Raw genomic sequence first — 12,637 nt, 5'->3', positions numbered from 1 at the left:
GTTTTTAATCCAGGCAGTTCCCGTTGGTATAAAGAAATTCGTCTAATTCGAAAGCATCAATTTTAATGTCATTATTGGTGAGTGAAAAATCTTCTTTTGAAAAGAATAAATTTTGCAAGAAGAATTGCTTAGTTGCACTAAAAAAGGACTTATGCGTCCAAATTTGTTTTCCGGAGAATAGATTTTCAGAAACAATTTTTCTATTGGCAGTAGTTACTTTATTGAGTATCATTGCTATTGGTTTTATGATTATACGATGCAAATATCTGATAAAGAGAAGGGTAGGAGTTTACTTAAAAGTCCAAAAAATAGACTCAGCAGTCCATGAGTATTACATTTCAGAATAAGAAAAGCTAAGCATTAAGTTGGGAAGCCTTAAACCGGTTAGGAGGAAGCGTATATTCACTTTTGAATGCCCTTATAAAATGTGACGGATTCTTAAAGCCACTTTCATAACATACCTCGTTTATAGACAGGTCGGAACCTAAAAGAAGGGTTTTTGCATACTCCAGCCTTTTTTTTAAAAGCCACTTGGAAGGAGTACTGCTAAAATGATTTTTGAAATCCCTCTTAAAGCTGGACAAGCTTCTACCACATAATTTGGCAAATTCTTCAAGTTTCAGGTCGAATTGAAAATTTTTCAGCATAGTATCTTCAATATCACTTTTGGCAGATAGGTGTATGGATTGAAAGAATTCAAGTAACTGCCGATTTCTTGGGTTCAGTACAATAGTATAGAGCAATTCCTTGAACTTTATTTCTACCAGGTTTTGAGGAATCTTCTGAGACTGGCTCAGATAATGGAAAATACTTTGCGTTAATGTTACAAAGGATTCGTCTGTATGGATCTCATACAGGCTTTCAAAATCACCTGTGGACGTTTTTAAACTTCCAGAGAATTGGTTCTCCTGAACAAAATTCTGAATAAAGGCATCGTTTAAAAAGAACAGCAGAACACAATAGTCTACTTCAAAGTATTGTTTTGTGGTGTATACCCCTTTTCGGGCAAATATGGCATCGCCGGCAGTCAGTTGACATTTTTTATCAGGGGCGATCCAATCTTTCTTCCCACTAATCACATAGGTGATCAAGTGAGATTCTGTAAAAAGTTGAAAGTTCTCAACATCCAACGGACAGTTAAACTCCAGAAATACACAGTCGTTCCCAATGACCTTATTGAACTTCGGGTCCTTTGTAAGCATTTTGTAGACATCAACTATCATTTTGATTGTAGTGTTGGGTACTAAGTTAGTAAAAAGTAATTATCTTGAATAAGATCTTGGGCTTTGTTATCTCTTTTAGTTGAAGACCTTTTAGAGTCCCATATTTTGTAACTACTATAGCTTTCAATAGTTTCTTTTAACTAAATCATTATGTTTTTCGGGTACGCTTGTATACAGCTTCCATTATAAAACAGCCCAGTACAATTGAAACAGCAATAACAACCCCCATTTTGTTGGAAGAATATTGCTGAACCAATAGTGCTACCAAAGCTATCGAACATAAAATAAACCCGGCTAATGGAATTAATCTGTTTCCATTGATAGTTTTTGATAATCGATACCCTGTAAAATTCACGACAGCAAATAGGAGTAGAAAACCTACACTCCCTGAAGTCGATATACTTTCAAGATTAAGTGTATTTGCCAATACCAATGTTGCAATTGCTGTAATCAATAAACCTATCGGCTGATTCCAAAGCTTGCTTGTTAATTCGTGTGGAAGTTCATCATCTTCAGATATCTCATAACTCACCTTACTGCCTCCATACAAAGAAGCATTGATCGCTGAAAAGGTAGAAATTAAAGCAGCAACGGTAATAATTGAAAAACCAATTTTTCCTAATAACGGTTTAGCAGCTTCTGCCAAGACGTAGTCTTGTGCTGTCGCAATCACTTTGAAAGGTAAAGAGCCTACAGTTATAATAGCAATAATAACATACAAAAAGATTACGAACAGTACCGAATAATAGTATGCCTTTGGTATATTCTTTTTTGGTTGTTCAATATCCGGAGTAGCATTTGCAATTAACTCAAAACCTTCATAGGCTACAAAAATGACCATCCCACCGGTTAATAAACTTAAAGGAGACTCCCAATTTTCAATGGCTAACTGGCTTAAGTTTTCATTTCCGGAAAGTCCATACAGACCAAGGACGATAAAGGACAGTAATATCAGTAGTTTAATGATGACCGCATAGGATTCTATTGCGCCAACCACTTTAATACTGTAATAATTAATAGCAGTTGCCAAAACAATAATAGCACTGGCATATATATGAAAATCTATTGTTCTATTTCCTGTAACTTCATAAAGGTTGGGAGCATATGACCCAAAAGCCGAAGCGTATAATGCCAGCATGATAATATAGCTTATCCATAGGAGATTATTCATACTGCCACTAAATACACCCTTTCCAAAGCCTTGATTGATAAACTTCACGGTGCCTCCTCTGTCCGGATAAGCAAGAGATAATTTTACATAGCTGTATGAGGTGATCAATGCTACAATTCCGGCAAATAAAAAGGCAATAGGAGTACCTCCCTGAGCTAATGACACTGCCAGACCCAGAACGGCAAAGATACCACCTCCAACCATTCCTCCGATCCCAATGGACATTGCTTCCTTTAGGCCTATTTTTTTATTCATTTCTGAATTTATTAGTATAGTCAATGATACTTTGTTGAATCACTTCCATAGCAACCTGCTTTCCTTGAAATTCTTCAACGACAACAGATTTGTTTTCCAATTTCTTATAATCCTCAAAAAAACTCCGTAACTCTTTTACGGAATGAGGAGGTAATTCAGAAATATCACTAATATGATTTACACTCATATCATTAGCGGCAACTGCTATGATCTTATCGTCCATCTCCCCACCGTCAAGCATTCGCATCACGCCAATGACCTTAGCTTCTACCAAACACATAGGTACAATATCTATTTGTGACACCACTAAAATATCGAGTGGGTCTCCGTCATCACAGAATGTTTGAGGAATGAAGCCGTAGTTCGCAGGATAATTTATGGAAGAGTATAAAACTCTGTCCAGGATCAACATTCCCGAATCCTTATCCAACTCATATTTTGCCCTGCAGTTTTTTGGGATCTCTATGATTCCTGTTACTGTTTCCGGAGCATTTTTTCCAATACTCACATTATGCCATGGGTGTACATTCATTTTTGAAGATTTTATGATACTGAGATGCTTTTTAGCTTATCAATGACGAACTTGTGTATTACTTCATTACGCTGACACGAAGTTAGCAAAAAGAGGGGAACCCGTTGTTCATTTAGTTTGAAATTTAAACAAATAGCATTACAGTAAAAGACCTTTTGTAAAATCTCGCAACGGAAGGCTTCGAAGGATTAAATATTTAAAAACCCTTAGCTATTTTATCTACTACAGAATGATGATGGTTCCATGTTTTATAAACTTCCAGTGCCCAATCTTCAATCAATTTCTTACATTCTGTTTCACTACCGGATAGTTCTATAATGTCTGTTGTTGTAATTTCACCTCTTTCAAGAACTTTTGGAGGAGTTAGATACTCTTCTTGTTTATTAGTTTTATACTTATTTAGGTGATTACTTAGTTTTGGAGATAGTTCATAGGTCCAGTTAACATCGTAATTAAAAACTAAATGCAGTCTGGATAGATGAAAATGATTACTCCATCTACCATGTATTTCAGGGTGTTGTAATGTATGAGCGTCAACAATCAGAAATCTATATATATGATTTGCACTATCAGAAAAGTTAATATTCTGAAACCCAATATTAAAAATTTCTAAGCATTCGTGAATACCTCTTTTCGTATCTGCGCCACAGAATTGACATTTACCCTTATCTAAAAGAGTAACTCCATTCCTTTTGGCTAGATCAATATAATCTTGCATTGTCTTTTCCCTATTTTCCTATCATTTTTTTGATTAAGGATATCTGCCCCAAATGATAATAGCTGTGTTCAATAACTCCTTCGATGTTTCTCCGGTAATTCCCGTATTTCTCATCTACAAAAAAATCATCCAATTTTTGATCCGGCATATGTTCAACATGGTCCGCGAATTTTTTAGCATTGGCCCACATCTCGTTCAGTAAACTTTCCCAATCTTCTTTTGACCGAATCTCCGGGGCATTAAAACTATATGCATCCCTAATTTCAAGAGGGCCTCCATCAAAAACATTCAAAATACCGGCTAAGTAATAATTAATATGATAGGTAAGGGCAGCAATAGTGTTCAACTCCCCAACTTTATGTATTGCCTGTTTCCAACTAACACCGGATAATTGATGTTTATAATTAGTATTGGCTATCCATGTACCATTTAAAAGCACTTCTCTGAAACGATTTGCAATTTGATATGAATTTTCCATATATAAGATGTTCGTAACCTTTTTTAATTACCTCTCACGATCTTGTAGATAATAAAGTAGTAGATATACAGATTTATTTTCAATGAAAAACAAATATAGTAGAAAAGAACAGAAATATAGAATTAACGCTTGGTGACTCTTCTAACTCTCTTTAGTAGAAAACAAACTATCCAGTTCCCAATACTTTTCTTTCATTAAACTTAATGCGAATGCTCCGGCAGCTACACTTAATACCGAAAAATCAAAAACACCCTTTATTCCTGTTGAAAACGTCATAGACAAAGCAAAAACTAACACAAGATATCCGCTTAACTTTGCAAAGAATTCTGTTTTAAATCCAACAATCAAACACAATGCGAAAATTATTTCAGCGGCTGTTACAATTACTCCGATTGGAACTATTATAGAATCTGGAAACCAGGGGTTTATTAGTTTGGTAGATTCCAGAAAACGGGCCCAGTTTCCCCAAACAGAAACTTCCGGACTCCACATTCCAAACCTATCAGCGACTGCTGACAAAAAACCGACAGAAATTGCAAGCCTTAAAAAGAGTTTTATTATTTTTTTATACATGATGAGTAATAGTGTTAATGTTGTACTTCATAATTTCCCGGAGTGAATCCAAAAACTTTCATCAACCTATTCCAGGTGTTGCTTTGAGAGATGGTCAATGTTAAATAACAAATTTCTTCTTTAGAAAAGAATTCTAATAAAGACGTATACATCTGATTAGGAACTGGTCCACGATCCAATCTGGTAAGTGTATCGGTAAAATAGAGTACAGTTCTTTCTTTTTCAGAAAAATATGGCGTTTCTTCCCATACACATAAAGAAGATAAACGTAATTCAGTCTCTCCTATATGCTTTAATTCTTTATAGTGCATATCTACACAATAGGCGCAACCATTTTTTTGAGCAGTTCTCAACCTAATCATTTCTACCAATTTTCGTTCTAAAGAAGAATTGACTATAGTATCTTCAATGACCCTTAAATTTTCAAACATTCCTCCGGGAATATCTTTATTTGTAATTCGCTCCATAGTTTAGTTTTTAAATATGTAACAAATGTATAGCCTGTGAACAAATCAAAAATTAAGATATCTTAAGAAAGCAGATTATCTGATGCCTTTCCTCAATTCACTTAGATATTCCGGAGTGATCTCGAGGTAAGAAGCGATCATATATTGTGGCACTCTTTGAACGAAATCCGGCTGATTTTCAACAAAATGTGTGTATCGTTCTTTACTTTTCATTTGAAGAAAAACATCACTCTTACGAAGATTGGCAATTAACATATTCTCGGTAATAATCCTGAATGATCGTTCGAGTTTTGGATGTTCTGCATAAAGTCTTTCTAGTGCTTCTTTGGATATGTAAAGAACAGTTGTTTCTTCAATAGCCTGTAAATACTGAGTAGAAGGTGTTTCTTTGACAAAACTTTCCATATTTGTTACCCACCAATTATCAATTGCAAACTGTGTAATCTTCTCATTCCCTTTGTCATCGATATAAAAAGAACGGATTACCCCCTTTAAAATGAAATAATTGCATTTACAAATGGCGTTTTCTTTTAAGAGAAATTCCTTTTTCAGAAAAGTTCTTACTGCTAGCTTAGAGTAGATCTCATCTATTTCAGTATCACTAAAATCTACATATCTACTGAAATACATTCTGATCTGTTCTTTCATTTTGCTTAGATATTTTTAGTGCCGTTAACCTATATGAAGAATTATTTTAAGACTGAACGAATGTAATAAAAAGGAACAGATACTTTGGCATTAGTACATTGTATTGCCATTTGCAGATTCTTCAGGAATTTGTTGCATGGCATCCCAGTGTTCTACGATTTTTCCATTTTCATCAAACCTGAAGAAATCCATAGTAACATATTCCTCATTTCCAGGCCATTTTTGATGGGTATGAAGAGCAACCAGATTGCCTTCTGCCACCGCTCTTACAAACTCAATACTTTTATCAGTATATTCCCTTGCCATTCTTTCAAAATAATCAATAAATGGTTGTTTTCCATCACCCACCAAAGGGTTGTGTTGAATGTATTCATTTCCAACATATAGCGCTACTGCCTTGGCAGGGTTTCCTTCGTATGCCATTTTGTAAAATGCGACAGCAATTTTTTTATTTTTTTCTAAACCCATATTCATGATTACAATTTTTATTTGCTGTCTATGTACATTAGCAATAATTACTAATTCTTAGAACTCTTATTCTATAATCCCACCACAGCTTACTCTTCCACCGGCAGCACCAGTAGGTTGGGTTACAAAATCGTCCGCACCTTCATGTACAATAATGGCTTTCTCCAAAATGTCTTTATTGGGATCGCCACAACCTATACACCATTCATCTGTTTGCATAGTGATGGTCCCGTTACCTGCTTCATCAGCTTCAAAATTTCCAATATCTCCCTTGTGGTAACCTTCAGCAGCGCCCCATTTGCCATGTTGTGTAAAGGTAGGATTCCAGTGCCCTCCGGTAGATTTACCATCCGGTGAAGAACAATCTGCTTTTTCATGGATGTGGATTGCGTGTATACCCGGGGTCAGGCCAGTCATGTGGGCTTCTAAAGTGACCATTCCATCAACTTCTTTAAAAGTGACTTTACCAACAGCAGTACTTTCACTTTTAGATTCCAGCTCGAAATGGACCTCTTTTACGGTTGGGGTAACCTTTTCGGTCGTTTCTTCAGTGGTTTCTACTTCGGTTATTTTTTCTGTTTGTGTCTCTTTTTTAGTGTCTTTACAACTTACAAAAGCTACAAGCGCTATTGTTGCAATACATACTGCTAATTTTTTCATAGTACTCTTTTTAGTGATTAGATATTAGAGGTTATTAAAGGTAATGCGATTCCGTCGTAATCCAAAAAAAGAATCCGGCTTTTTTAAACAAGCTTTGTGATCACCTGTGTCTCCGTATGCAGTGTTTTGTGTACCGGGCACTTGTCAGCTATTTGCAGGATACGTGCGATCTGTTTTTCGTCCAGGTCACCTTCCAGTTTTATTTCCCGAGTAAACGTGTCGATCTTAGCCGAATCCTGCTCACAATTTTCACAATCCTGAGCATAATCCTTACCATAATCGATATGTACTTCCACATTTTTAAGGTCCCATTGCTTTCTCCTTACATACATTTGAATGGTCATGGCAGTACAGGCTGCCAGACCCGCCGAAACAAACTCATACGGATTGGGGCCAAAGTCATTACCACCAACATGTTCCGGCTCATCAGCCATCATATAGTGATTTCCCAATTTCATCTGGGTTGTAAATCCGTTCTCTTCATCCAGGCTCGCTGCCACCTCGTGATTACTTCGAATTTTAGAGCTTTCAGGAATATCCAGGTAGCGGGAGGCCCATTCGGCAATTACTTTTCCGGTATAGAGCGAATCCTTTTTTTGACTAAGTAAATGGTCTGCACCATCCAATGATACAAAACTTTTGGGATGGTGTGCTGCAATGTAGATCTCTTCGGCATTTTTAATTCCTACGGTAGCATCTTGAGGCGAATGTAGGATCAGTAATGATTTCCGAAGATTTTTAGCAACCTCAGGCAGGGATTTCTTTTCCAGGTCCTCTAAGAACTGTTTTTTGATCGTGAAATTTCTTCCGCCCAGATTGACTTCCGCTAATCCCTTTTCCTGAATTTCAGATAGATTGCTCTTTAACAAATGCTGTACGTGCTCCGGATTACTGGGAGCACCTATGGTTGCAATTGCTTTGACCGAAGCAATTTCTGAAGCAGCAAAGATCACTGCGGCACCTCCTAAAGAATGCCCAATGAGCAGGGAAGGGGATTCATAGTTTTCTTTCAGGTAATTGGAAGCAGCAATAAGGTCTTCAACATTTCCCGAAAAATTAGTGTCTTCAAAATCACCTTCACTTTCACCAAGGCCGGTAAAATCAAAACGTAAAACACCTATCCCGGCTGAGGTTAATGCCCTGCTGATGTTTCTGACTGCCGACAGATTTTTATTACATGTAAAGCAATGGGCGAAGAGCGCAAAATTATGAGGATGGCGGTTTACAGGCAATTCTAACCTTCCGGAGAGATTTTGCCCGTCATTGTTCTTAAAAGAGATTTTTTGAATATTCATAAGAGCTATTGTATCATTAGCTTTGGTTAAGTCGCCAAAAGTTTAAAAACTTGCACCAATTGATCCTGCTACTTTAATTTGTCTTAAACGTCTTTATTTCTTTAAAAGGAGAGAGGTCCACTTCTTCCATATTAGACCGATATTCACTCCATTGGGTAGTAAAGAATTCATTGGTTTGCTCTAAGGCATCATCCAGTTGGTCTTGAGCATGTTGTACCAAAGTTTCTTCGGTCTTTGTCATTCCGTTAGGACGGCTGCCACTATACCAGTTTGCTGTACCTATGCGTTGCATGACATTCACTTCAGGGTTGCGTGTAATACCTTGCCGTTTGTCTTCTTTACCCAGATATAAAGCAACAAGCGAATCTACTTTCTTTACAATTTCTTTGCTTATTTTTATCTCCTCTTTGTATTTTTCATCATCTTTCTTTTTCATTTTCTTACTGAAATCTTCAGCGGTATTTTTACTCTCTACCAGTTGTTTTACTGCATCGGCAGCAAGTTGGGTAAGTGTTTCCAGCTTTTTGGAAGTAGTATAACTTTCATCAATGGCCTTTTGTGAAATTTGCAACCTTGGGTCACTTTCTACCGTAACACTGGTAGTAGCTGTTTTATCCATATACTGTAGTTCAACTTTATAGGTTCCCGGCTTTACATCTGTACCGCCCGGTTCCTCTTCACGTTTACGGATTTCACGTGAAGGTCTGTCCACTCCGGCTTCGTCCAGAGACCAGGTCCATCTGTAGATCCCGGTACTGTCCGGAAGCTTTTCTTTAAGTGTACGTATCAATTGATTACCATTATAGACTTTCATATAAATGGAATCTTTACTGGGTTTTCCTTTTTCTTCGGAAGTATCCGTATCTTCTTTTTCTTCATCAGTATCACTTTCTTCTTCAGTTTCCTTTTTCTGAAAATAATAGGTAATATGCGCACCGTAGTCTCTATTCTCACCGTTATACAGGGCATCTCCTCCAAAACGGCTTCCGGTTGGTTGCTGGTAAGCAGCCTGATAAACCGTTGGAGGGTTGAAAACTGCTAATTCTGAAGCTAAAACGGACCGGTTCTTTGCTATTTCCCGTAGTGGACGAATATCATCCAATACCCATGCAGCCCGTCCAAAGGTGCCAATCACCAGATCATGTTCACGTGGCTGGATCACCAGGTCTTTTACCGAAACGGTAGGAAAACCATTGGTCCATTTCGTCCATGAATTTCCGGCATCAATAGAAATATACAGCCCGTCATCCGTACCTAAAAACAGTAGATTCTTTTCTATAGGGTCCTCTACAATACTTAAGGCATAACTAATAGCATCATTGCTGTCTACAATACGTTTCCAGGTTTTTCCATAGTCGATGGTCCTATAGGCGTAAGGAGTATAATTAAATCTTCGGTAATCGTTGGCAACCAGTAAAGCCTCACCTTTATTTTTATTGGAAGCTTTTACCTGAGTGATCCAGCTACCCGAGGGTAATCCAACAAGATTCTTTGTAACATCATTCCAGTTTTGCCCACCATTTTGAGTATAATGTACTCTTCCGTCATCTGTGGCTACCCACAACATATTTTGCTCTAAAGGAGAAGGTTCGATCACAAGTATAGTAGTGTAATTTTCAGCACCTGTAGCATCCATTGTCAAACCACCACTTTCACTTTGCTTTTGCTTTTCAGGGTCGTTAGAAGTAAGGTCCGGAGAGATCACATTCCATGTCAGCCCTTTGTCTGTACTCTTATGTACAAACTGACTTCCAAAGTAAATAATATTGTTATTGAATGGGTCAATATTGATGGCAGAATTCCAGTTAAAACGAAGCCTTACTTCTGGGTCAGGGTGCGTAGGTCTTACGGTATAATTATTTCCGGTTATCCAATCGTATCGGCTTACATAGCCTTGCTGGCTCATACTCCATCCATAACGGCTGTCGTCTTTATCCGGGACAACATCAAAGCCATCTCCAAAAGAAATTTCCTGCCAGTAATCATTACGAATACCCTGTGCTTTCCAAACATAGGCAGGCCCCCTCCAGCTACCATTGTCCTGCATCCCGCCATACACATTGTATGGAAATTCATTGTCTACGTTAATATGATAGAATTGAGCCACCGGGAGATTACCAACAAAACGCCAGCTTTTACCACCGTCATGAGTAATATTCAAGCCGCCGTCGTTTCCATCGATCATAAAGCTACCGTCCGTTGGGTGCATCCACCAGGCATGATGGTCCGGATGTACTCCATTGGTAACACCATAAGCAGGCATTAATAGATGGAAATTCTTTCCACCATCTTCAGAAACATTTACATATGTATAAATTGAATACACTCTGTTCTCATTTTCGGGGTCTACGTAAATTTCAGAATAGTAAAATGGGCGATTGCCAATATCATTCTTATCGTTGATCTTTTTCCATGTAAACCCACCGTCTTCACTTTTATACAAAGCATTCTTTTTAGCTTCTACCAATGCATACACAATATTTGGTTTGTTTCTTGCAATGGCAATTCCTATCCTTCCTAGTTCGCCTTTAGGCAGGCCATCTTTATCGGTCCTTTCTTCCCAAGTTACTCCTCCGTCATGTGTGATGAAAATTCCTGAACCTTCTCCTCCAGAGGTAAAGAACCATGGATCCCTTTTATGTTCCCATAATGCAACGATCAACTTATTTGGATTGCTTGGGTCCATTACGATATCTGCAGCGCCGGTCTTATTATTTGCGAACAGAATCTTATTCCAGGTTTTACCGCCGTCAGTAGTTTTATAAACACCACGCTCAGGATGTTCACCCCAAGGTGAACCAATAGCACCTACATATATGGTATTTGGGTCAGTAGGATCAATAATTACGCGGTGAATATGGCGAGTTTTCTCCAGACCCATTAAAGTCCAGGTTTTCCCGGCATCTAAGGATCTATAGATTCCATAGCCTCCATTTAAGCTATTTCTTGGATTACCTTCTCCGGTGCCTACCCATAGTACGGATGGATTTGATTGCTGAACAGCAACTGCACCAATTGAAGCAGTTGCTTCGTTATCGAAAATAGGCTTCCATTTAACTCCACCACTGGTTGATTTCCAGAGCCCACCGGAAGCAGTCCCCACATACATTATATCTGGGTTGTTGATCACAACATCAATGGCTGTAACCCGTCCGGACATTCCTCCGGGGCCTATATTCCGGGGCTTCATATCTTTAAGCATGTCCATTGAAAATTGTTGTGCGGAAAGTGTTGTTGCAATGCATAGCAATGCAAAGAGTATTGTTTTTTTCATCGTTTTATTGATTGATTGGTTTTTTGAAAAAAATCATTTGAATTTTTAAAGTTACTAAAATGTTAGTAGAAGATATACTTATAAAATGTTAAGAAAGAAGCGCTTTAACTAACAGAACGAATCCGCTTATTACCATTATTGCAATTACCCACTGCCTGAAAGAGCGTTTGCTCATTAGTTTAAGCAGTTGTCTGCCAATAATGTTTCCCAAAGTGGCACCCAGGCCAATAGCAATTCCATATACCCAGAGTTCTTTGGTAAGTAATCCAAAGAATGTATAGCTGCCTACTTGAGCAATTCCAAGAAAGAATGCTTGTGCTGCTTTGGTCCCTATGAGCTCTTCTTTTTCAATTCCGGCATTTAATAAAAATGGATTTAGGATAGGTCCCATTCCACCGGTAAAGGTTCCAATGACTGAAATAATAAATCCTAAAGGAATAAAATACCAGAACTTCACCGGAAAAGAACGCTCTTTTTTTCCAAAGCGATATTGAAAGAATGTACTTATTAAGAAGAGTCCTACCAGAATTTGTATCCACAGTATCTTAACTTCAGTAAAGAGCCAGCCAGCCAGAACTGCGCCCAATATAGCAGCAGGAACATAATACCAAAAGACTTTCCAGACAATATGTTTCCAAAACAAAATGATACGTGATGGACGGCTAATCATTGTTCCTAAGTTAATTACCGGAGCAGTTTGTGAGGTTCCAATTAAAAAATTCAATACAGGAATTTGTATTAAAGCGCCACCACCACCACTAATTGTAGAAAGAGTAAATGCTGCAGCTCCCAGAACAAAGAGTGTTAGTAATAACCAGATCGATATTTCAGAAAAAATTTCAGCCATAAAAAAACTGCCTTGAAAGGCAGTTTTA

Annotated in this window: 14 protein-coding genes; all 14 read right to left on the bottom strand. The window is 37.8% G+C overall.

Annotated elements, in window-relative coordinates:
- Positions 1-4 precede the first annotated feature (4 nt).
- The 14 genes from ACY2RT_RS02355 to ACY2RT_RS02290 all read right to left on the bottom strand — a co-directional run bounded on the left by ACY2RT_RS02355 (position 5) and on the right by ACY2RT_RS02290 (position 12,609).
- Entirely contained in the window at positions 5-232 is a 228-nt protein-coding gene (locus tag ACY2RT_RS02355; protein ID WP_490154265.1) for a hypothetical protein, read from the bottom strand.
- Between the two features lie 121 nt (positions 233-353).
- Positions 354-1,223: a helix-turn-helix domain-containing protein gene (locus tag ACY2RT_RS02350; RefSeq protein ID WP_490154264.1), complete on the bottom strand. Its 870-nt coding sequence runs from the start codon at positions 1,221-1,223 to the stop codon at positions 354-356.
- 148 nt (positions 1,224-1,371) lie between these two features.
- Positions 1,372-2,649, bottom strand: coding sequence for an APC family permease (locus ACY2RT_RS02345; protein WP_490154263.1), 1,278 nt, complete (start codon positions 2,647-2,649; stop codon positions 1,372-1,374).
- Positions 2,642-3,181, bottom strand: coding sequence for an inorganic diphosphatase (locus tag ACY2RT_RS02340; protein WP_490154262.1), 540 nt, complete (start codon positions 3,179-3,181; stop codon positions 2,642-2,644). Before ACY2RT_RS02340 ends, ACY2RT_RS02345 begins: the two co-directional genes overlap by 8 nt.
- Before the next feature lie 196 nt (positions 3,182-3,377).
- Positions 3,378-3,899, bottom strand: a complete 522-nt coding sequence (locus ACY2RT_RS02335) for a DUF5946 family protein (RefSeq protein ID WP_490154261.1) — start codon at positions 3,897-3,899, stop codon at positions 3,378-3,380.
- 10 nt (positions 3,900-3,909) lie between these two features.
- Positions 3,910-4,377: a DUF1572 domain-containing protein gene (locus tag ACY2RT_RS02330; protein WP_490154260.1), complete on the bottom strand. Its 468-nt coding sequence runs from the start codon at positions 4,375-4,377 to the stop codon at positions 3,910-3,912.
- Between the two features lie 141 nt (positions 4,378-4,518).
- Complete coding sequence (locus ACY2RT_RS02325; RefSeq protein WP_490154259.1) at positions 4,519-4,950, bottom strand: DoxX family protein; 432 nt, start codon at positions 4,948-4,950, stop codon at positions 4,519-4,521.
- Positions 4,951-4,964: 14 nt separating this feature from the next.
- On the bottom strand, positions 4,965-5,417 hold the full coding sequence (locus ACY2RT_RS02320) for a carboxymuconolactone decarboxylase family protein (protein ID WP_490154258.1): 453 nt from the start codon (positions 5,415-5,417) through the stop codon (positions 4,965-4,967).
- A 75-nt stretch (positions 5,418-5,492) separates the two neighbouring features.
- A complete protein-coding gene (locus tag ACY2RT_RS02315; protein WP_490154257.1) occupies positions 5,493-6,065 on the bottom strand; it encodes a Crp/Fnr family transcriptional regulator in 573 nt (190 codons plus the stop codon).
- Between the two features lie 90 nt (positions 6,066-6,155).
- Positions 6,156-6,533 carry a nuclear transport factor 2 family protein gene (locus tag ACY2RT_RS02310; RefSeq protein WP_490154256.1) on the bottom strand — a complete coding sequence of 126 codons (378 nt, stop codon included), beginning with the start codon at positions 6,531-6,533 and terminating at the stop codon, positions 6,156-6,158.
- A gap of 66 nt (positions 6,534-6,599) precedes the next feature.
- Entirely contained in the window at positions 6,600-7,193 is a 594-nt protein-coding gene (locus tag ACY2RT_RS02305) for a superoxide dismutase family protein (RefSeq protein WP_490154255.1), read from the bottom strand.
- Positions 7,194-7,276: 83 nt separating this feature from the next.
- Entirely contained in the window at positions 7,277-8,488 is a 1,212-nt protein-coding gene (locus ACY2RT_RS02300; protein ID WP_490154254.1) for a bifunctional alpha/beta hydrolase/OsmC family protein, read from the bottom strand.
- A 73-nt stretch (positions 8,489-8,561) separates the two neighbouring features.
- Positions 8,562-11,762: a WD40/YVTN/BNR-like repeat-containing protein gene (locus tag ACY2RT_RS02295; protein WP_490154253.1), complete on the bottom strand. Its 3,201-nt coding sequence runs from the start codon at positions 11,760-11,762 to the stop codon at positions 8,562-8,564.
- 88 nt (positions 11,763-11,850) lie between these two features.
- Complete coding sequence (locus ACY2RT_RS02290; protein WP_490154252.1) at positions 11,851-12,609, bottom strand: sulfite exporter TauE/SafE family protein; 759 nt, start codon at positions 12,607-12,609, stop codon at positions 11,851-11,853.
- Positions 12,610-12,637 lie beyond the last annotated feature (28 nt).

This window comes from Ulvibacter sp. 2210JD10-4, assembly GCF_058148525.1.
The sequence above is the reverse complement of the archived record's forward strand: the minus strand, read 5'-3'. Positions and strand labels throughout refer to the sequence as shown.

Excerpts from the sequence above, each read along its gene's own strand:
- ACY2RT_RS02355 (WP_490154265.1), bottom strand. The coding sequence starts at position 232 with ATGATACTCAATAAAGTAACTACTGCCAATAGAAAAATTGTTTCTGAA.
- ACY2RT_RS02350 (WP_490154264.1), bottom strand. The coding sequence starts at position 1,223 with ATGATAGTTGATGTCTACAAAATGCTTACAAAGGACCCGAAGTTCAAT.
- ACY2RT_RS02345 (WP_490154263.1), bottom strand. The coding sequence starts at position 2,649 with ATGAATAAAAAAATAGGCCTAAAGGAAGCAATGTCCATTGGGATCGGA.
- ACY2RT_RS02340 (WP_490154262.1), bottom strand. The coding sequence starts at position 3,181 with ATGAATGTACACCCATGGCATAATGTGAGTATTGGAAAAAATGCTCCG.
- ACY2RT_RS02335 (WP_490154261.1), bottom strand. The coding sequence starts at position 3,899 with ATGCAAGATTATATTGATCTAGCCAAAAGGAATGGAGTTACTCTTTTA.
- ACY2RT_RS02330 (WP_490154260.1), bottom strand. The coding sequence starts at position 4,377 with ATGGAAAATTCATATCAAATTGCAAATCGTTTCAGAGAAGTGCTTTTA.
- ACY2RT_RS02325 (WP_490154259.1), bottom strand. The coding sequence starts at position 4,950 with ATGTATAAAAAAATAATAAAACTCTTTTTAAGGCTTGCAATTTCTGTC.
- ACY2RT_RS02320 (WP_490154258.1), bottom strand. The coding sequence starts at position 5,417 with ATGGAGCGAATTACAAATAAAGATATTCCCGGAGGAATGTTTGAAAAT.
- ACY2RT_RS02315 (WP_490154257.1), bottom strand. The coding sequence starts at position 6,065 with ATGAAAGAACAGATCAGAATGTATTTCAGTAGATATGTAGATTTTAGT.
- ACY2RT_RS02310 (WP_490154256.1), bottom strand. The coding sequence starts at position 6,533 with ATGGGTTTAGAAAAAAATAAAAAAATTGCTGTCGCATTTTACAAAATG.
- ACY2RT_RS02305 (WP_490154255.1), bottom strand. The coding sequence starts at position 7,193 with ATGAAAAAATTAGCAGTATGTATTGCAACAATAGCGCTTGTAGCTTTT.
- ACY2RT_RS02300 (WP_490154254.1), bottom strand. The coding sequence starts at position 8,488 with ATGAATATTCAAAAAATCTCTTTTAAGAACAATGACGGGCAAAATCTC.
- ACY2RT_RS02295 (WP_490154253.1), bottom strand. The coding sequence starts at position 11,762 with ATGAAAAAAACAATACTCTTTGCATTGCTATGCATTGCAACAACACTT.
- ACY2RT_RS02290 (WP_490154252.1), bottom strand. The coding sequence starts at position 12,609 with ATGGCTGAAATTTTTTCTGAAATATCGATCTGGTTATTACTAACACTC.